The following is a 19,457-nucleotide window of genomic DNA, read 5'->3' as shown; positions in this document are numbered from 1 at the left end:
GAAGTTAAGCTCTTCAGCGCCGATGGTAGTAGGGGGCTTCCCCCTGTGAGAGTAGGACGTCGCCGGGCAAAAACCATCCCCTGTGGGGGATGGTTTTTTTGTGTTTAATTACTGTTTTACGAAAACTCCATGTGTAATACATAAGTCACAAGATGAGCAAAACATATCCAAACTTGAGCATAACTACACAAAACTCGAGCAAAACCTCGTGATTCCATTTTTTGCATTCGAGTGCAAGTTAATTTATCGTTGATTAATAACAGTAAGGAGAGGCGATGATAAATATGGCTACTATTTATGATCTATTCGTTGAAAAGCCGGACGGTACAAAGCAATCAATGCAGGAGTATGAGGGTTCCGTTATTGTCATAGTTAATACAGCAAGCAAATGCGGTTTTACTGACCAGTTTAAGGAGCTGCAACAAATTTACGATGATTATCGTGAGCAGGGCCTAATTGTCCTTGGTTTCCCATCGGATAACTTTAATAATCAGGAATTTGACTCGATGGATGAGACACTTGCTTTTTGTGAACGGAACTATGGTGTGACATTTCCAATGTTTAAAAAAGTAGATGTAAAAGGGGATCAGGCTTCTCCTTTGTTTTCATTCCTAACAAGTCAAAAAAGAGGATTGTTGACGGAAGGTGTTAAATGGAATTTCACTAAATTCTTAATCAATCGTAAAGGGGATGTCGTGGAACGGTTTGCTCCTCAGACCTCACCGGAGAAAATGAGATCCTCAATTGATAAAATTGTTCAGTGAATAATAGGAATTCATTTTCTTATTCTCGCATCCTTGACACGCACTATCGGCGCTGATAATCTTTTAATAATATTCAAATGCAGATAATCATTTTGAGGAGGAAACGAAATGTGGGAATCTAAATTTACGCGCGAAGGCTTGACCTTTGACGATGTGCTTCTTGTACCTGGGCCTTCTGAAGTTTTACCGAAGGATGTGTCTCTTTCTGTTAATTTGACAGAGAAGATTACATTGAATATCCCGATTATCAGCGCGGGAATGGATACGGTGACAGAGTCAAAAATGGCGATTGCAATGGCTCGTCAAGGCGGTCTCGGTGTTATTCATAAAAACATGAGCATTGAAGAACAGGCAGAGCAGGTTGTGACGGTGAAGCGTTCTGAAAATGGAGTTATCACAAATCCTTTCTTCCTCACTCCAGAACATCAGGTATTTGATGCAGAGCATTTAATGGGTAGATATCGTATTTCTGGCGTTCCAATCGTAAATAATATGGACGAGCAAAAGCTTGTTGGTATTTTGACGAATCGTGATCTGCGTTTTATCCAAGATTATTCGATGATTATTAATGATGTTATGACAAAAGATAATCTGGTTACCGCACCAGTTGGAACAACATTGGGAGACGCAGAAAAGATTTTGCAGATGTATAAAATTGAAAAGCTTCCAATTGTGGATGAAAACGGCATCTTAAAAGGCCTTATCACAATTAAGGATATCGAGAAAGTTATTGAATTCCCAAATGCGGCAAAAGATAAACAAGGTCGTCTTCTTGTAGGAGCAGCAGTTGGCGTTACATCCGACACAATGGTGCGAGTACATAAGCTCGTCGCTGCAGAAGTTGATGCAATTGTTATTGATACAGCTCATGGTCATTCAAAAGGAGTTATTGATACGGTTGCACAAATTCGAAAAGAATACCCCGATCTTGGAATCATTGCTGGTAACGTTGCAACTGCTGAAGCAACCGCTGCATTGTATGAAGCGGGCGCAGATGTAGTTAAGGTGGGAATTGGTCCAGGATCTATCTGTACAACTCGTGTAGTAGCTGGTGTTGGTGTACCTCAGATCACAGCAGTTTACGAATGTGCATCCGAAGCTCGAAAACAAGGAAAAACGATTATTGCGGACGGGGGCATTAAATACTCCGGAGATATCGTAAAGGCTTTGGCGGCTGGTGGACATGTTGTTATGCTTGGTAGCCTACTAGCGGGAACAACTGAAAGCCCAGGAGAAACAGAAATCTACCAAGGTAGACGCTTTAAGGTTTATCGTGGTATGGGTTCAGTTGGAGCAATGGAACAAGGTTCGAAAGACCGTTATTTCCAAGAGGATGCGAAAAAGCTTGTTCCTGAAGGAATTGAAGGACGTATGCCTTATAAAGGACCTCTTTCCGATACAATCCATCAACTTGTTGGTGGTATCCGAGCAGGTATGGGCTATTGTGGAACGAAGGATTTACAAGACCTTCGTGAGAAAGCTCAGTTTATCCGTATGACAGGTGCAGGTCTTCGCGAAAGTCATCCGCACCAAGTTCATATTACAAAGGAAGCGCCTAACTATTCCATTTCATAAATTTGGAAGCGTACGAATAGAAACTTTAGCACCTTTCCGATCGTCTTAATATGAGCGGAAAGGTGCTTTTTGATTAGAATCCCCTAATCTCGTTCATGATGTGATAAAATATAAAGTGGAAAATTGCAATGACGGAGGTAGTTTGGTGAAACGGGAAATGAGAAAATGGGTAGCATTACTGATCATTCCATTTGTACTTATGGCGACGATCGGTACTACTCAGGTACAAGCAGAAACAACACTTGGCATTCATGTGGATGGTGCCATCTTAATTGACGCGGACACTGGAAAGATTTTATACGAAGAGAATGCAGATACACCGCTCGGCATTGCAAGTATGTCTAAAATGATGACTGAATATCTCTTATTTGAAGCAATTCATGAGGGGAAAATCAGTTGGGATCAAGAATATAAAGTAAATGACTACACATATGCAGTCTCGCAGGACAGACGTTTAAGTAACGTGCCATTACGTCGGGACGGTACGTATACAATTCGAGAACTTTACGAAGCATTAGCAATTTACTCGGCGAATGCCGCTACAATTGCGATTGCTGAAACAATTGCAGGAACGGAAACAGAGTTCTTGAAATTGATGAATGCTAAGGCGAAAGAACTTGGATTGGTCGATTATAAATTTGTGAACTCGACTGGATTAAACAATGAATATTTACAAGGTATGCATCCTCAAGGGACGGGCGTTAGTGATGAAAATGTCATGCCTGCTAAATCGGTTGCACGTCTTGCGTACCATTTGATGCACGATTACCCTGAAGTTTTGGAAACGACTAAGATTAATACAAAAATTTTCCGTGAAGGTACGTCGGACGCCATCAAGATGGACAACTGGAACTTCATGCTTCCAGGATTTGTTTATGAATATGAAGGCGTTGATGGTCTAAAGACAGGCACAACTGATTTTGCTGGTCATTGCTTTACAGGAACTGCGAAACGCGGCGATAAGCGTCTCATCGCGGTTGTTATGAAAGCGGTAGATGCAAACGGAGTAGGCTCTTACAAGGCAAGATTTGACGCAACACGCGCTTTGTTCGATTACGGATTTAGCCAATTCTCAGAAGAAGAACTTCTTCCAGCTGGTTATGAGTTTGAAGATCAGAAGACATTGGACGTTCTGAAAGGAAAAGAGAAAACTGTTGCTATCGAAGTGAAAGATTCAGTTCGTGCGATGATCAAATCAAATGAAAAAGATCTATTTGAACCACAACTTGTTTTAGATGAATCATTATTGAAAGACGGACAGCTTGAGGCTCCGGTTAAAAAGGGAACGGTTGTCGGTCACGTGAAAATCGTCAAGAAAGAAGGCGAGGATTACGGATTTATCGATTCGAAGGACCTTGGCATGGATGTAGTTGTTACAACGGACGTCGAAAAAGCAGGCTGGTTCTCGTTAATGATGAGCGGTATTGGTGATTTCTTCGCCGGATTGTGGAATGGTGCAACTGGGTTTGTCAAAGGGTTATTTAAATAATTAAAAGGTAATGGATCCTAATGGGGGTCCATTACCTTTTTTCTATTTTTATCAATCTTCCAAGTGCTCATAAGCCTTTCGACTGATTCCGGAATTTGAGCATCCGATAGACCTCCGAATCCAATTAAAAAGGACGGATGCTGTTTCATCTCGACTTTTCTATATTCATTCAATCCATATACACGAATCCCTTTGTCCGATGCAATTTTCGTCAACATTACTTCATCATCATCGGTATGAACATTGATAAGAATATGCATGCCCGCCTCGTCACCCGAGAAGGAAATATGGGGTGCATAAGCCTGCAACGAATCCGCAAGAAGTTGCAGTTTACGTTTATACACTTTCCGCATCCTGTTCAAGTGCCGCGCAAAATGCCCGTCAGCCATGAAGTGTGCAAGCGTATGTTGGTCAAGTCTTGGGACAGTAGAAGAATAATGGATAAACGCTTTTTCGTATTTTTCAAGTAGTACGGGAGGCAACACCATATAAGCGATTCTCAAAGACGGCATAAGGGATTTGGAGAATGTACTTAGATAAATGACTTTACCGGCTTTATCCATCCCTTGTAGTGAAGGAATTGGTCTTCCGGTATAGCGGAATTCGCTGTCATAGTCATCTTCAATTATGAAATTGCCCTCACTGGAAGCAGCCCAATTCAATAATGCCGTTCTACGTGCTGCAGAGAGCACTGTACCGGTTGGGAACTGATGGGATGGTGTGACATAAGCGACGGTCGCTGAGGATTGTGTAAGCGCATGTACGTCCATTCCTTCTTCATCGACGGAAATAGGAATTGCCTCACGGTTATTATGGAAAAACACGTGATGGGTGAGCGGATAACCAGGGTCCTCAATGGCATATTTTGCTTCAGGTCCAAGGAGCCTAATAAGTAGTGGCATAAGTTGTTCGGTACCGGATCCTACGATGATCTGGTCCGCGGTACAATCAACCCCTCGAGAGTGATACAAATACTTCGCGATTTCCTGACGAAGCTCGGGGTCACCATGTGGGTGCCCCAATAATAATAGATGTCTCGAAGATTCGTCGATTACATCCTTTGCATACTTACGCCATTGTTTGAAAGGAAAAAACTCCGTATCAATTTTTCCGGGGGAGAAGTCAATCTCCAATTCTTTCGGCATTTTTTGTGAATTAACATTTATCGCTCCAATAGGTTGAACATACGCCAACTCACCGATTTCCTGCACGAAATAGCCTTTTCGCGGTTTCGATGTGATAAAACCTTCAGCTGCAAGTTGTCCGTAGGCTAATTCAATTGTTGTTTGACTGATATCGAGGAAGTCACCAAGTTTCCGTTTTGATGGAAGTTTTTCACCAACTGCAAGCTTCCCATCGGTAATGTCATCACGGATTTGCTGGTAGATTTGCTCGTATAAGGGGGTTTCAATATCTTTATTTAGTTCAATTAAGAGCATTTCCATTAGATACACCTCACACTGACCATGTTAATTAGGTAGAATATAAGTATCTTGATAAGGTCATTTTCAAGTATACGTTAGAAAATGGAGAGGGGAAAGGATTTTTTTGAATCTTTATTCTTCGACAAACGTATTAAAAGGAAAGTGAAAGGTCGAAAGAAGCGGGAGCGGGGCGTTATGCGTGTATCGAAGGATTTATGAGGTTTTCCAATGATTTATGCGTATCTACATTGATTTATAAGCTTTTCTGAAGGTTTATGCGTGAGTGCTGACTTTTATGCGTTTTTGGAATAAAATTGGAGGTGGTTCAGATGGCTGAGGCAATCCTTTTTTTCATTTTATTTGTTCCTCTTAGTGTATTGACGTTTTTTGCTCCAGAGGAAACGATGCTCCGATCTCGTTGGCAGTATGATCAAGAGCCTGAATTTTCACGTGAGGCAATCTTAATTATAAAAATACTCTCTGCCGTTGTTGTCATATTGTCAACATTGAATCTTATTATTAATATAATCAATGCATTCCGGTGAAGATAGTTAACCGATTTTGTTCCACATGAAACAGTATATTTCATCGCAATTGCGGATATGTTGACTAATATAGTCCCTTGACCCTTGCCAAAATAAGTACTATGTAGTAAAGTGATGTTAATTTCAAATAAAAGACGATGATGGGAAGCAGTAGCAAGCACGTTTTTCAAAGAGAGCCGGCGGGTGGTGCGAGCCGGTAAAGACACTTGTGAATCCGTCCCTGAGTAGTTGGGTTGAACGTCAAGTAAGCCTAACCGGACATTGAACCGTTATTTCAAAGAGTGGATCAGCATTTTGCTGGTCAATTTGGGTGGCAACGCGGGTAGTTCTCGTCCCTTGTATAGGGGATAGAGGGCTTTTTTTGTGTTCAAAAATCATCGTCAACTACTATTTAGAGGAGGAATCGGCTATGTTAGACATTAAATTACTACGTGCGAATTTCAATGAAGTGAAAGAAAAGCTTGCGAAACGTGGTGAAGATCTGTCGGAGTTGGATAGATTTGTCGGTCTCGATGAAAAACGGAGAGAATTGATTGCAAAGGTAGAGGTTCTTAAAGCGGAACGTAATGAAGTGTCTCAAAAAGTTGCGGAAATGAAGCGTAATAAAGAGAACGCGGATGACGTAATTGCTCGTATGCGTGAAGTTGGGGACGAAATTAAAGCACTTGACGAGCAACTTCATCAAGTCGAAGAAGACCTAAACTATGTCATTATGCGTGTTCCGAACATCCCGCATGAATCAGTTCCAGTAGGCGACAGCGAAGATGACAACGTTGAAGTTCGCACATGGGGAGAGAAGCCTGAATTCGCTTTTGAACCGAAACCGCATTGGGAAATTGGAACGGATTTGAAATTGCTTGACTTCGAACGTGCTGCGAAAGTGACAGGTAGTCGTTTCGTATTCTATCGTGGCCTTGGAGCAAGACTCGAACGTGCATTGATCAGCTTCATGCTTGATTTGCATTCAGAGGAGCATGGCTATGAAGAGATGCTGCCGCCTTATTTGGTGAATCGTACAAGCTTGACAGGTACTGGACAGTTGCCGAAATTCGAAGAGGATGCGTTCCTTGTTCAGGAAGAGGATTATTTCCTAATCCCGACGTCTGAAGTACCTGTGACGAACTTTTATCGTGATGAAATCCTCGATGGCGCTCAATTGCCGGCGGCGTTCACTGCATACAGCACGAACTTCCGCTCAGAAGCTGGTTCTGCTGGCCGTGATACACGCGGTTTGATTCGCCAGCATCAGTTCAACAAAGTGGAACTCGTTCGCTTTGTTAAGCCGGAGGAATCATATGATGAGTTGGAAAAACTGACAGGTCATGCAGAGAAAGTGTTGCAGTTGCTTGGCTTGCCATATCGTGTCTTGAAGATGTGCACAGCCGACCTCGGGTTCACAGCTGCGAAGAAATATGATCTTGAAGTGTGGATCCCGACGCAGGACACGTACCGTGAAATTTCTTCTTGCTCTAACTTTGAAGATTTCCAAGCAAGACGTGCGGGAATCCGTTTCCGCCGCGAATCAGGTGCGAAACCGGAATTCGTTCATACATTGAACGGAAGCGGCCTTGCAGTCGGTCGTACAGTGGCAGCGATCCTTGAAAACTTCCAACAGGAAGATGGATCTGTCATCATTCCTGAAGTATTGCGTCCATATATGGGTGGAAAAGAAGTCATTCGATAAAAAAACAGCGATGCGGGAGTCAATTCATATCCCGCATCGCCTTTTTTTGTTCTTTTTTCTTTTCACGTAACGACCTGAAAAAGCTTGATAGCATATCTCCGCATTCATCCGCCATCACACCTTCCGCCACTTCACATTCATGATTGAAACGCGAATCATTTAGCAAGTGATAAAGCGAGTCTACGCAGCCGCCCTTCGGATCACGTGCTCCATACACGACACGCGGAATTCTTGATTGTAAAATAGCACCGGCACACATCGGACATGGTTCGAGTGTTACGTATAACGTCGTCTCTTCCAGTCGCCAACTACCAACTTCTTTGCATGCGTCTTGGATGGCTGAAAGTTCGGCATGTGTGACAGCATTCTGCGTAGTTTCCCGTAGATTATGGGCACGTGCAATGACTTCTCCATCTTTTACAATGACTGCACCAATTGGTACTTCGCCAATCGCCCCGGCTTTTTTTGCCTCTTCTATTGCTATCTGCATGAAATTGCGGTCCATTTCAAGTACATCCATCTTCCATCGCTCCTTGCACATTAGTGTAACATCCTCTACTATTCCTTGCCATTTTTCGACAATATCTATGTTTCAACACATCCATATGGTAAAATGAATAGCAGAAATTGACGAATCAAAGGAGAGCTTGCTATGTCTGTTCCGTTCATTACGGTAGAGGGACCGATAGGCATCGGCAAAACAACGCTGTCGAAAGCAATTGCCGAAGCACAACAGTTCCATCAGTTAAGCGAAATTGTGGATGAGAATCCATTTTTAAATAAATTTTATGATGATATTGAGGAATGGAGTTTTCAAACGGAAATGTTCTTCCTCTGTAATCGATACAAGCAATTAAGCGATATTCAAAAGCAGTTCATAAGCGAACGGCAGCCTGTAGTTGCTGATTATCATATATTCAAGAACCTCATATTTGCAAAGCGCACGCTACCCGCGGATGAATATGCAAAGTATGAGGAGATCTATCATATTTTAACGAGGGACATGCCAGTACCAAATGTAATCATTTATTTGCATGCATCACTTGATACGCTTATGAAGCGAATTGCATTACGTGGACGGGACTTTGAGAAGAAGATTGACCCACTTTATTTGCAGCGACTTGCGGATGACTATGAAGTGTTCATCGCGGACTTCGAAGCGGCACATCCGGAAATTCCAGTGCTGCGTTTCAATGGGGATGAAATAGACTTTGTGAATGAAGCCGGGGATTTAAGCCTGATTCTTAACAAAGTCGATGAGACGATACGAAAAGGAGTAAGACAATGAATTTACGAGAAAAATACGGGATTCCGAAAAACGCGGTCATTACGATTGCAGGCACAGTGGGAGCAGGTAAATCGACAATGACGAATGCATTAGCCAATGCATTGGATTTCCGAACTTCACTTGAGAATGTTGATAAAAATCCATATCTTGACCGTTTCTATGATGATTTCGAGAAATGGAGCTTCCATCTGCAAATCTATTTCCTTGCTGAACGATTCAAGGAACAGAAGAGAATTTTTGAATATGGAGGGGGCTTTATCCAAGACCGTTCCATTTATGAAGATACAGGTATTTTTGCTAAGATGCATAAAGATAAAGGGACGATGGATTCGGTCGATTATGACACGTATACAAAATTATTCGACGCGATGGTCATGACTCCATATTTCCCTCACCCCAATCTGTTAGTCTATTTGGATGGACCTTTTGAGACGATACTATCACGAATCCAAGAGCGGGGCCGCCTAATGGAACAACAGACACCACTATCCTATTGGGAAGAACTTCACCACCGTTATGTACAATGGATTGATTCATTTAACGCGTGTCCTGTTTTGCGGATTGACATAACTGAGTATGATTTAATGAAGGATCCGCATGAAGTGGAGACGATTGTCGAACGGATTGGTAATATGCTTAACTTATCGGCTATGTTGAAAAAATAAGGGAAGAGCAGCCAAATAAAAGGCTGCTCTTTTACATTCACTAATATGGATTAAAATATGTACTTCAACGTTTATTGCGCAATGCGACGGATATGGGGAACGCCATAAGACCGTATTGCGGGGATAAAATCGCTGACGCATCTCGCGACCTCATTTCAGAACATCTTACACTCGCGGCAGATCTTGTGACGGCTGCAGCGAATGGAGAGGCCGAAAAGGCGAAGCAAAAAGAGCAGGAATGGTACCGAAACGCGGATAAAATCGCAGAATTTCTGAACAGTATTAATCCCTACATTGACAAGGAAGCGATGCGCAAAATGCTCTATACCCATTTGGAATTGACAAAGTTAGAGGCGGTATGCATGATTCAACGTAACTTCGAGCTATAGGTGCAAGTATTCGATCGGATCGAAGCAGAGGCATTGATGATGGCAGATATGATTTCGGAAGGTATATTCAAGCAATTTCCATACAGGTTTGTACCAAAATAAAAACAAGGGACACTGATACATGTCCCTTGTTTTTTAGTGTGCATATGATTTTACGAAGAATTCTTTATACAACTCTTTCAAAGTTTTCGTTTCATCCTGAACTTTTACACCGAAAACAAGGCTGACCTCGGAAGATCCTTGGTTAATCATTTCAATATTAGCCCCGGTTCTGGCAATTGCGCTTGCAGCCCGCCCGGCCAGACCAGTAGTATACTGCATGCCTTCTCCAACAAGGACAATCATGGAGTAATCATGTTCCACAATGACAGCGTCCGGTTCAAGTTCCTTATGGATCCGCTCAATGATTCGTTCTTCCTTCTCCTTCGTCAATACCCGACTACGGAGGATGATTGAAAGGTTATCAATTCCGGACGGTGTATGCTCATACGAAATCTCCTCTTCCTCAAGGATTTGCAGGAGTCTGCGACCAAAACCGATTTCAAGGTTCATTAAATATTTATCGACGTAAATTGCGGTAAATCCGCTGTCGGCGGCAATCCCAATTACTTGTTGCTCGTTATAATCCCGCTCCTTGACGATTAAAGTACCAGGTGCGTACGGGTTATTCGTATTTTTAATACGGACAGGAATCGACTTCCGGAAAGCCGGAATGAGCGCTTCATCATGAAACACGGAGAAACCTGCATATGCTAACTCCCGCATTTCGCGGTACGTCATCGTTTCGATGGAGACAGGGTTATCGATGACAGTCGGATTGGCAGCGAAGACAGAATCCACATCGGTGAAGTTTTCATATAGATCTGCTTTAATAGCTGCCGCAATGATGGAGCCGGTAATATCCGAGCCTCCTCGATTGAATGTACGAAGCGTTCCGTCTTCCGTATAACCGAAAAATCCTGGGAAGACGATGATTCCTTGCTCATCCCGTAACTTTGCAAGCTTTTCATCCCCTTGGGGTAATGCACGCACGCGCTCGGGGCGATTGTTAACGAGCAATCCCCCTTCCCTTGGGTTGATATACTTCGCATCGACCCCGATGAATTGGAAATAGGCGGCAATCATCTTTGCGTTATTATCTTCTCCGGCTGCTTTCATCGTATCCATGAAAAGTAGGGAATCTTCTTTATGCCGGGAAAGCCGGTCTTTTAAATCATGTTTTATTGTTTCAACTATATCATTTGATAGACCAAGATCATTTGCAATCCCATGGAAACGATTGACGACCTCGTTTAATTCAACTTCTGTATCTTCATTCGCCAAAGCCTTCTCACCAAGCTTAATAAGAAGATCCGTCACCTTTATATCATCTGAAAAACGTTTACCAGGTGCAGAGACGACTATAATTTTACGACCAATATCGGAGGTTACAATATCAACGACTTTTCTAATTTGATCGGCAGTCGCAACAGAAGTGCCGCCAAATTTACAAACTTTCATATTCACCAGATCCAATCTTTAATGAAGTAGCAATTGCATGATATATTGAACTTTAACATAAACAGGGTTGTTATTAAAGATTTATTTCTCTATAATGTCTTTATATAAAACACAAATGTATTTCCGTGGAGAACACGCAGTAAGGAGAATCGTAAACATGAAAAATGAAATCAACATCGGTTTATTGGGGTTCGGGGTAGTCGGAAGCGGTGTTGCTACGATTCTGCATAAGCACCAGGAAGACCTTATCCATAAGCTTGGCGTTCCAGTTAAGATAAAAAAAATTCTTGTAAAAGATGCTACAAAGAAAAGGGATACTGAGTTATCTGAGGATATTTTTACGATTAACGCAGACGAGGTTATCGAAGATCCTACTATTGATTTAATCGTAGAAGTGATTGGTGGGACGACTGAAGCGAAGCAGTCGATTGAACGAGCGCTCCGAGCGGGTAAAGGAGTCGTAACGGCAAATAAAGATGTCATGGCTCAATTTGGTCATGAGTTATTGAATTTGGCAGATGAAAATAAATGCGATCTATTCTATGAAGCAAGCGTAGGGGGAGGTATTCCGCTCATTCGTACATTGGAAGACGGTCTTGCGTCAGACCGAATTTGGGCTCTGACAGGTATCGTAAATGGAACGACGAATTTCATCCTGACAAAAATGAAGCATGAAAAGAAATCATACGAAGAAGCATTGATAGAAGCAACTGAACTGGGATTTGCCGAAGCAGACCCATCTGCAGACGTAGACGGTATCGACGCAGCACGGAAAATGGCAATCCTTGCTTCGCTTGCGTTCTCAACGGTAGTACGGTTGGAAGATGTCTTTGTAAGGGGAATGAAGGACATTCGGGAAGGCGATTTGGAATTAGCGGAGCAATTCGGCTTCACTGTAAAAATGGCTGGTTCTGCGAAAAAGGATGACGATGGAATCGAAATCTCCGTGGAACCGGTGTTCATCCAGAACTCTCATCCGCTTGCCTCCGTCAACAATGAGTTCAATGCTGTATATGTATATGGCGACACAGTAGGGGAGACGATGTTCTATGGACCGGGGGCAGGTTCTTTGCCAACTGCCACATCGGTTACTGGAGACATTGTCGCAGCATGCCGCAATCTATTGCTTGGTGTTAACGGGAAAAGGCTTCACGCACCACGGCATTTCTGCACAGTGAAAAAAGACACCCAAATTTTCGGGCGCTACTTCCATCGTATTTCTGTTAAAGACGAAGTCGGCGTATTGACGAAATTGGCTTCAATCTACAGCGAACATGGAGCTAGTCTTGCAACAGTTATCCAGCGGGAAGGTGATCGTCACGGTGGTGTCGATTTAATTATGATTACCCATCACATATCGCGGCAACAACATCTCGACATTATGAATGAAATGCGTAACACCCCGGAAGTTAACGGTGTTATTAGTTACTACAGAGTGGAGGGCGGAAACAAATGAGAAGATGGAATGGATTAATCGAAGAATACAAAGAATGGCTGCCGGTGACGGATAAAACGCCAGATCTCACCTTGCAGGAAGGAAACACGCCGCTCATCCATTTGAAAAATATATCTGAACTATGGGGTATCAATCTTTACGTCAAAACAGAAGGGACAAACCCAACAGGCTCATTCAAGGATCGGGGCATGGTGATGGCAGTCGCTAAAGCGAAAGAGGAAGGAAAAACCGCATTAATCTGTGCATCAACAGGCAATACATCGGCTTCTGCCGCGGCATATGGAACACGCGCAGGGATGCGGACAATCGTCGTCATCCCGGAAGGACGGATTGCGCTTGGTAAATTGGCACAGGCAAAAATGTATGGCGCAGAAATCGTTGCAATTGAAGGGAATTTCGATGAAGCATTACGAATGGTAAGAGAAGTAGGAGAAGGAAAGATTGCGCTTGTGAATTCAGTGAATCCTTACCGATTGGAAGGTCAGAAAACAATTGCCTTTGAAACAATCGAACAATTAGGCGAAGTACCGGATATTTTTGCATTGCCAGTCGGGAATGCGGGCAATATTTCCGCTGCATGGAAGGGGTTCAAGGAATATGACACCAAAAAAGGGTCAGGTACGCCGAAATTGTTAGGCGTGCAGGCAGATGGTGCAGCACCGATTGTCTATGACCGGATATTTGAAGAGCCCGAAACGGTTGCAACGGCAATCCGTATCGGGAATCCAGCGAGCTGGCATTTGGCAACAGATGCGCTTAAAGAATCAGGTGGGACCATTCTTTCTGCAACGGACGAGGAAATATTGGAAGCATACAGCCTGTTGGCTTCAACCGATGGAGTTTTCGCAGAACCTGCCTCCTGTGCAACGATTGCAGGCATTAAGAAACAACTTGATGCTGGGTTGATTGAAAAAGGGACGACGATTGTCGGAGTTCTTACAGGCAACGGGCTAAAGGATCCTGAAACGGCCATAAATGTAAACGAAGGGAAACCGTTCCTATCGAAAGAGGAGTTTGAGATGTTTTTGAACGAACTGAAGGAGGGGGCAGCGAACTGATGGAAGAACCGATGTTTTCGGTCATCGTGCCCGCTACAACGGCGAATCTCGGACCGGGCTATGATAGCATCGGTCTTGCCCTTGCCCTTTATATGACCGTGGAGGTACATAGGTCTGCACAGTGGAGCGTCCGTTTTGACGGGGAAGAGTATGCCGATTTACCGATTGACGAGACAAATTTGATCATTCAAACGACTAAAACTGTTGCCAATAGATATGGCAAGGAACTAGAGCCATATGCTCTTTATGTAAAATCCGAAATTCCGCTTGGGAAAGGGCTTGGCAGTAGTGCAACCGCAATTGCAGCAGGGATTGAAATTGCAAACGAGCTTCTTACCCTCTCCTTGTCGCCGAGAGAGAAGGTGCGTATTGGTAGCGAGATTGAAGGTCATTCTGACAATGTGGCGGCAGCTCTTCTTGGAGGGGTAACAATCACTTATTTCATTGACGGTGAAATGGAAATCGTGCAATTGCCTGAGCCGAAAATAGGATGTGTTCTCCTCGTTCCTCCAAATGCATTGAAAACTTCTGACTCGAGAGGCCTTCTTCCAAAGGATTTATCTCATCAGACAGCATCGGCTGGCAACGCCGCAAGTAATGTCATGGTGGCGGCGGTAACGCTTGGTGATTGGAAATTGGCGGCTAAGATGATGGAAAAGGATGTTTTCCATGAACCGCATCGGAAGCCGTTGCTTCAAGACTTTGATCGAATTCGCGAGTTCTGTCATGGATTGGGAGCGTACGGGATGACAATAAGCGGGGCTGGACCTTCTTTGTTCATCGCGGTGGAGAACGGGACTGAGGAGAATGTTGCAAGACGGTTGGAAAAGGAATTTCCGTATTATAGAGGAATTGCAGTTACGCCAGCTCATACAGGTTCAAATATAAAAAAAGATGCCCATTAACCGATATTCGGTAGGCATCTTTTTCATTAAAAATAAAAAAATCCATTAAATTTAATGTAACAGATCTCCAACTTATGCGCTTATTTAAAATGTATGGCGGAGGAAGAGGGATTCGAACCCCCGCGGGCTTTAACACCCCTGTCGGTTTTCAAGACCGATCCCTTCAGCCGGGCTTGGGTATTCCTCCGTATCAACAAAACATAATTTATCATGATTCAGTATGAGGTGTCAACACTTATCCGTACTCTAAATTAATTAAGTTTATTCGCGGAAGTCTGTCATCTAAAGGAGGGGAATTTCTTCGCGGGGAATGGGAATATTTTGTTGGTAAATGAGAACTTTTTGGTTATAAACGAGAGCTCAATCACTGAGTACGAGAACTAAATCGCCATAAACGAGAACTCTTCCTTCAGAGAGATAGAAGTTTCATAAGGGACGGGTTGATTTTATCCACAAAAACCGTTATACTTAGAAAGCCGTGCTAGGTGGGGAGGTAGCGGTGCCCTGTAACTTGCAATCCGCTCTAGCAAGACTGAATCCCTTTACCGAGGCTGTATCCGCATGTAGGGCCTGCCTCTTGCACGTAGTGTTGACGTCTGGGTCCTGCGCAATGGGAACCCATGAACCATGTCAGGTCCGGAAGGAAGCAGCATTAAGTGGAATTTCTCATGTGCCGCGGGGCAGCCTAGGCTGAGCTGTCGACAGGAGTAACGCTTATGTGCGGCAGTCGAAGGAAGGTGCACGGCATTTATTATGCAAATCAGAACTCGTCCGATTCTCGGGCGGGTTTTTTCTTTAGTTTGAAAAGGGTTTATACAACCCACTTATGGTATACTAAAAGCAATATTGCAATGAATGGGAAGGAGGGGGAATGGTGGTCTATCAAGCTTTTTACCGTGTCTATCGACCACAGTCTTTCAGTGAAATGTCTGGACAAAGACATGTGAAGCAGACGTTGCAAAACGCATTGCTACATAATAAGACAACCCATGCCTATTTGTTCTCTGGTCCGCGAGGGACGGGAAAGACAAGCGCTGCGAAAGTTTTTGCAAAAGCATTGAATTGTGAAAACGGACCGGCGAAGGAACCATGCAATGAATGTCCGACTTGTGTAAGCATTACGGAAGGGTCCAACACGGATGTCATTGAATTTGACGCCGCTTCAAATTCACGAGTAGAAGAAATAAGGGACGTTATCGAAAAGGTCCGTTTTGCTCCATCGAACGCACGCTTCAAAGTCTATATCATTGATGAAGTTCATATGCTATCAAATTCAGCGTTCAACGCGCTGTTGAAGACATTGGAAGAGCCACCACCGCATGCGGTTTTCATCCTGGCAACTACAGAGCCGCATAAGCTTCCGTTGACCATCATTTCCCGTTGCCAACGATTCGATTTCAAGCCGATTACAGCGGCAGAAATTATTGATCGGATGAAGCAAGTGTTAAGTGATACTAAGATTGAGGCTGACGAAGGTGCTCTTAAAGTCATTGCTCTAGCTGCTTCGGGTGGAATGCGTGATGCACTTAGCATGCTTGATCAGGTTGTATCGTTCAGTGGTGATCGACTGACAGCTGAAGGTGCTTTACTTGTCACGGGGTCGATTGGAGAAGACATCTTTTATCAATTGGCAGAGGCGCTTCTTTCAAAAGATGCTGCAGCTGCATTGACATTACTTGATCAGCTCATTGCTGAAGGTAAGGATGTTTCAAGGTTGGCGGAAGATTTGATTACGTTCTTCAGAGATCTTCTTCTATTAAGAACTGCTCCGGATCTTGAGGATCTTCTTGAACTGATTTCGGGGAATGAAAGGTTTGTATCCTTGTCAAACGCATTTGAGCCGGAGACCCTTTATTCATTCATAGACATTCTTTCGAAAACGCAGCAAGAAATGCGGTTTTCTAATCATGCAAAGGTGTATGTCGAATCCGCATTGTTGAAAATGATTCATTTAAAAGGACCAGTTGCTCAAACCGAAGCACAGGGTCACCAGGGGACCGATCCACATCTTTCTCAAAAGGTGGACAGCCTGGAAAGAATAATTGCTGACCTTCAACAGCAATTGGCAAACGGCGTCCGCCCGGTTGAAGGGGCATCCGCCACTCAACCAAAGAAGGTTGCATCAAAATCATCGCAGTCATTCAGAATACCGACTGGGAAAATCAATGAAGTCTTAAAAGGTGCCACCCGTCAAGATATCCAAGTGATTCGTGAGGAATGGGCAAGCATGATGCAAACTTTACAAAGATCCCATTCGGCACTTCTTGAAGAAACTGAACCAGTGGCGGCATCAGACACGGCTTTTGTGTTAAAATTCAAATATGAAATCCATTGCCTTATGGCTTCGGAAAATTCCTCTCTTCGGTCGGGCTTATCTGATGCCTTGCGCAGTCGAACCGGTAAGGCATATGATGTCGTGTATGTACCGGAGGACGGTTGGTTAAAGGTTCGCGAGGAATTCATCCGGAACAATGGATTGGCGAAGCAACAAGACGGAGCGGAGGATTTAGATCCACATGGAACGGCAGAAGAAATGCCATCCTTCCTACAAGAAGCTGAAGAGCAAAATGCCGATCCGATTGTTGCAGAAGCGGAAAAAATGTTTGGCAAGGAATTCATAACGGTACATGACGATTAAACAAAGTTGAGGAGGAACTAGTATGCGTGGTATGGGAAATATGCAAGGCATGATGAAACAAATGCAGAAAATGCAAAAGAAAATGGCAGAAGCACAAGAGGAACTTGGTGAAAAGCGCCTTGAAGGAACAGCGGGCGGAGGTATGGTAAAGGTAATCGTTTCAGGTCAAAAGGAAGTACTTGAAGTGGTTATCGATCCATCCGTCGTAGATCCGGAAGATGTAGAAATGCTACAAGACCTTGTCGTGATTGCTACAAATGATGCAATGGCAAAAGCCGAAGAATTAACGAACTCCACAATGGGGCAATTCACGAAAGGATTGAACCTACCTGGAATGTTCTAGGAGGAATAAATATGCATTATCCTGAACCGATATCGAAACTAATGGATAGTTTTATGAAGTTGCCAGGTATCGGCCCGAAAACAGCGGGCCGTCTGGCATTTTTTGTATTGAATATGAAGGAAGACACAGTTCTTGAATTCGCTAAAGCGTTGGTGGATGCAAAACGGAACCTACGATTTTGCACTGTTTGCGGGCATATTACAGATATAGATCCTTGTCAGATATGCCAGGATCAATCCCGTGACCGATCAATGATTTGTGTTGTTCAAGATCCGAAAGACGTAATCGCAATGGAGAAGATGAGAGATTACAAGGGGATGTATCATGTTCTTCACGGAGCTATTTCACCGATGGATGGTGTCGGTCCCGAGGATATTAACGTTCCTTCCCTATTGACTCGTCTCCAGGATGAAGAAGTAGAAGAATTGATATTAGCAACGAATCCGACAATCGAAGGAGAAGCAACCGCGATGTATATCTCCCGACTTGTGAAACCATCAGGCATTACCACAACTAGAATTGCACACGGGTTGCCAGTTGGCGGAGATCTTGAGTATGCGGATGAAGTGACCTTATCAAAAGCACTTGAAGGACGCAGGGAATTATAGGGGGTCACCGAAAATGTTTGGCCGTAAGAGGAAATTGAAAAGGGAATTCGACAATCGACTTCTTAATCTACTATTAGAAACAAAAGATGATTGGGAGCAAGCTAAGGAAATTGAAAAGTACTTAATTGACTGTGATTTGGAAGTTATGATTCAAAGGAAAATAGCAGAAAGTAAGTACTTTCATCTTTTCAAAGAAGCTAAGGAGCGGCAACTTCGTATGGAACCATAATAGTAGCGTGATAATTTTTAAGGGAAGCGCATAGATTGTACTATTAATCGAAAGGGGCGCTTTCCATGAAAATTATCGGCATTGCAATTGTCGGGGTTGTACTACTTCTACTTTTACTGATGGATAAAAGCAACATTAAAAAAATGATCGAGAACCTGTCTGTATTTTGGTTCCGTCTGGCGTTCGCATTTCTAGCTCTCTTCATATTAAATATTGCGGGTGGATTCGTTGGCATCTATTTTCCAGTGAACATTGCTTCCGGATTCCTTTTAGCTATACTTGGCATCCCCGGATTTGCAGCTCTATTTACATTTGCTGTTTTTCTATGAATAAGCTTCTTCTATATATAGAAGGAGCATGACTTGAAGATTTAAGTACTGCCCTTTAAATTAAATTGGACAAAGTATATTAAGCAATAAAGTTATATGACGAAAACTTTTGTGGAATAACACTTGCAATCGAAAAGATGAGATGTTATAGTAGATAACGTTGCACTTCCGGTAACTCAATAACCACTTCGAAACGGCTTAAAACTTTTTGAAAGAAGTTGTTGACATTGGAAACGCAGCATGGTATTATATAAGAGTTGCTTCTAACGGAGCAGCAAACAAATGAACCTTGAAAACTGAACAGCAAAACGTCAACAAATAAAGTTCTGGAGCCGACCCTGTCGGCGAAAAGAACAAAACGAATCTTCGGATTCGAAATTGACATCTTAAATGATGCCAGCAAGAAACTCGAGCTATTCGAATTTCTCTTTTATGGAGAGTTTGATCCTGGCTCAGGACGAACGCTGGCGGCGTGCCTAATACATGCAAGTCGAGCGGATTGATGGGAGCTTGCTCCCTGATATTAGCGGCGGACGGGTGAGTAACACGTGGGCAACCTGCCCTGCAG

19 protein-coding genes, 1 tRNA gene, 2 rRNA genes, 1 other RNA gene and 1 other annotated feature are annotated in these 19,457 nt (G+C 43.3%); of the genes, 19 read left to right on the top strand and 4 right to left on the bottom strand.

The annotated features are described in order from the left end of the window. The 4 genes from rrf to ACFPZG_RS16745 form a co-directional block, all read left to right on the top strand. Positions 1-68: ribosomal RNA gene (gene rrf / locus ACFPZG_RS18715) — 5S ribosomal RNA — on the top strand; the annotation flags it as partial. A gap of 216 nt (positions 69-284) precedes the next feature. Beyond that, positions 285-764 carry a glutathione peroxidase gene (locus ACFPZG_RS16755; protein ID WP_283733414.1) on the top strand — a complete coding sequence of 160 codons (480 nt, stop codon included), beginning with the start codon at positions 285-287 and terminating at the stop codon, positions 762-764. 108 nt (positions 765-872) lie between these two features. Continuing rightward, complete coding sequence (gene guaB, locus ACFPZG_RS16750) at positions 873-2,339, top strand: IMP dehydrogenase (protein ID WP_283733413.1); 1,467 nt, start codon at positions 873-875, stop codon at positions 2,337-2,339. Between the two features lie 157 nt (positions 2,340-2,496). Continuing rightward, the gene (locus ACFPZG_RS16745; RefSeq protein ID WP_317941400.1) at positions 2,497-3,828 is read left to right on the top strand and encodes a serine hydrolase; all 1,332 of its coding nucleotides are present in this window, start codon (positions 2,497-2,499) and stop codon (positions 3,826-3,828) included. A gap of 17 nt (positions 3,829-3,845) precedes the next feature. On the opposite strand, the gene pdxR is transcribed toward ACFPZG_RS16745, so the two are convergent. Continuing rightward, complete coding sequence (gene pdxR / locus ACFPZG_RS16740) at positions 3,846-5,273, bottom strand: MocR-like pyridoxine biosynthesis transcription factor PdxR (RefSeq protein ID WP_283733412.1); 1,428 nt, start codon at positions 5,271-5,273, stop codon at positions 3,846-3,848. A gap of 308 nt (positions 5,274-5,581) precedes the next feature. Here pdxR and ACFPZG_RS16735 point away from each other — a divergent pair, with 308 nt between their 5' ends. Together ACFPZG_RS16735 and serS are read left to right on the top strand one after the other, a co-directional pair. Next, the gene (locus ACFPZG_RS16735; protein ID WP_283733411.1) at positions 5,582-5,797 is read left to right on the top strand and encodes a hypothetical protein; all 216 of its coding nucleotides are present in this window, start codon (positions 5,582-5,584) and stop codon (positions 5,795-5,797) included. 128 nt (positions 5,798-5,925) lie between these two features. Continuing rightward, positions 5,926-6,137, top strand: a binding site (T-box leader). A gap of 69 nt (positions 6,138-6,206) precedes the next feature. Then, positions 6,207-7,481 (top strand): serine--tRNA ligase, encoded by a 1,275-nt coding sequence (gene serS / locus ACFPZG_RS16730; protein WP_317941399.1) that lies wholly within the window; start codon positions 6,207-6,209, stop codon positions 7,479-7,481. A 19-nt stretch (positions 7,482-7,500) separates the two neighbouring features. Here serS and tadA read toward each other — a convergent pair whose 3' ends face one another. After that, entirely contained in the window at positions 7,501-8,001 is a 501-nt protein-coding gene (gene tadA, locus ACFPZG_RS16725) for a tRNA adenosine(34) deaminase TadA (RefSeq protein ID WP_283733410.1), read from the bottom strand. Positions 8,002-8,133: 132 nt separating this feature from the next. On the opposite strand from tadA, the gene ACFPZG_RS16720 reads away from it, so the two are divergent. The 3 genes from ACFPZG_RS16720 to ACFPZG_RS16710 all read left to right on the top strand — a co-directional run bounded on the left by ACFPZG_RS16720 (position 8,134) and on the right by ACFPZG_RS16710 (position 9,823). Further along, positions 8,134-8,769 (top strand): deoxynucleoside kinase, encoded by a 636-nt coding sequence (locus tag ACFPZG_RS16720; RefSeq protein ID WP_283733409.1) that lies wholly within the window; start codon positions 8,134-8,136, stop codon positions 8,767-8,769. Then, positions 8,766-9,434, top strand: coding sequence for a deoxynucleoside kinase (locus tag ACFPZG_RS16715; protein ID WP_283733408.1), 669 nt, complete (start codon positions 8,766-8,768; stop codon positions 9,432-9,434). Before ACFPZG_RS16720 ends, ACFPZG_RS16715 begins: the two co-directional genes overlap by 4 nt. A 92-nt stretch (positions 9,435-9,526) precedes the next feature. After that, entirely contained in the window at positions 9,527-9,823 is a 297-nt protein-coding gene (locus tag ACFPZG_RS16710; RefSeq protein WP_283733407.1) for a hypothetical protein, read from the top strand. A 135-nt stretch (positions 9,824-9,958) separates the two neighbouring features. On the opposite strand, the gene ACFPZG_RS16705 is transcribed toward ACFPZG_RS16710, so the two are convergent. After that, the gene (locus ACFPZG_RS16705) at positions 9,959-11,323 is read right to left on the bottom strand and encodes an aspartate kinase (protein WP_283733406.1); all 1,365 of its coding nucleotides are present in this window, start codon (positions 11,321-11,323) and stop codon (positions 9,959-9,961) included. Positions 11,324-11,480: 157 nt separating this feature from the next. Between ACFPZG_RS16705 and ACFPZG_RS16700 the strand changes: the two genes are divergently transcribed. Genes ACFPZG_RS16700 through thrB form a run of 3 tightly spaced genes read left to right on the top strand, consistent with a single transcriptional unit; the run spans position 11,481 to position 14,742 of the window. Beyond that, a complete protein-coding gene (locus ACFPZG_RS16700; RefSeq protein ID WP_317941397.1) occupies positions 11,481-12,779 on the top strand; it encodes a homoserine dehydrogenase in 1,299 nt (432 codons plus the stop codon). Next, a complete protein-coding gene (gene thrC / locus ACFPZG_RS16695) occupies positions 12,776-13,837 on the top strand; it encodes a threonine synthase (protein ID WP_317941396.1) in 1,062 nt (353 codons plus the stop codon). The genes ACFPZG_RS16700 and thrC overlap by 4 nt, the downstream gene beginning before the upstream one ends. Next, positions 13,837-14,742 (top strand): homoserine kinase, encoded by a 906-nt coding sequence (gene thrB, locus ACFPZG_RS16690; protein ID WP_317941395.1) that lies wholly within the window; start codon positions 13,837-13,839, stop codon positions 14,740-14,742. Before thrC ends, thrB begins: the two co-directional genes overlap by 1 nt. A 94-nt stretch (positions 14,743-14,836) precedes the next feature. On the opposite strand, the gene ACFPZG_RS16685 is transcribed toward thrB, so the two are convergent. Then, positions 14,837-14,929: transfer RNA gene (locus ACFPZG_RS16685), tRNA-Ser, on the bottom strand. A gap of 289 nt (positions 14,930-15,218) precedes the next feature. On the opposite strand from ACFPZG_RS16685, the gene ffs reads away from it, so the two are divergent. The 7 genes from ffs to ACFPZG_RS16650 form a co-directional block, all read left to right on the top strand. Beyond that, positions 15,219-15,487: signal recognition particle sRNA large type (gene ffs, locus ACFPZG_RS16680), an RNA gene on the top strand. Positions 15,488-15,616: 129 nt separating this feature from the next. Next, positions 15,617-17,380 (top strand): DNA polymerase III subunit gamma/tau, encoded by a 1,764-nt coding sequence (gene dnaX, locus ACFPZG_RS16675; protein WP_317941394.1) that lies wholly within the window; start codon positions 15,617-15,619, stop codon positions 17,378-17,380. Between the two features lie 22 nt (positions 17,381-17,402). Next, positions 17,403-17,723: a YbaB/EbfC family nucleoid-associated protein gene (locus tag ACFPZG_RS16670; RefSeq protein WP_283733404.1), complete on the top strand. Its 321-nt coding sequence runs from the start codon at positions 17,403-17,405 to the stop codon at positions 17,721-17,723. Positions 17,724-17,734: 11 nt separating this feature from the next. Further along, complete coding sequence (gene recR / locus ACFPZG_RS16665; RefSeq protein WP_317941393.1) at positions 17,735-18,331, top strand: recombination mediator RecR; 597 nt, start codon at positions 17,735-17,737, stop codon at positions 18,329-18,331. 13 nt (positions 18,332-18,344) lie between these two features. Continuing rightward, positions 18,345-18,560: a YaaL family protein gene (locus ACFPZG_RS16660; protein WP_283733403.1), complete on the top strand. Its 216-nt coding sequence runs from the start codon at positions 18,345-18,347 to the stop codon at positions 18,558-18,560. A 65-nt stretch (positions 18,561-18,625) separates the two neighbouring features. After that, positions 18,626-18,889, top strand: coding sequence for a pro-sigmaK processing inhibitor BofA family protein (locus tag ACFPZG_RS16655; RefSeq protein WP_283733402.1), 264 nt, complete (start codon positions 18,626-18,628; stop codon positions 18,887-18,889). Positions 18,890-19,318: 429 nt separating this feature from the next. Further along, positions 19,319-19,457, top strand: a 16S ribosomal RNA gene (locus ACFPZG_RS16650); the annotation flags it as partial.

Source organism: Sporosarcina thermotolerans (genome assembly GCF_042658975.1).
Classification (GTDB): domain Bacteria; phylum Bacillota; class Bacilli; order Bacillales_A; family Planococcaceae; genus Sporosarcina; species Sporosarcina thermotolerans.
Note: the sequence above shows the minus strand (reverse complement) of the source record. Positions and strands in the feature narration are given on the sequence as shown.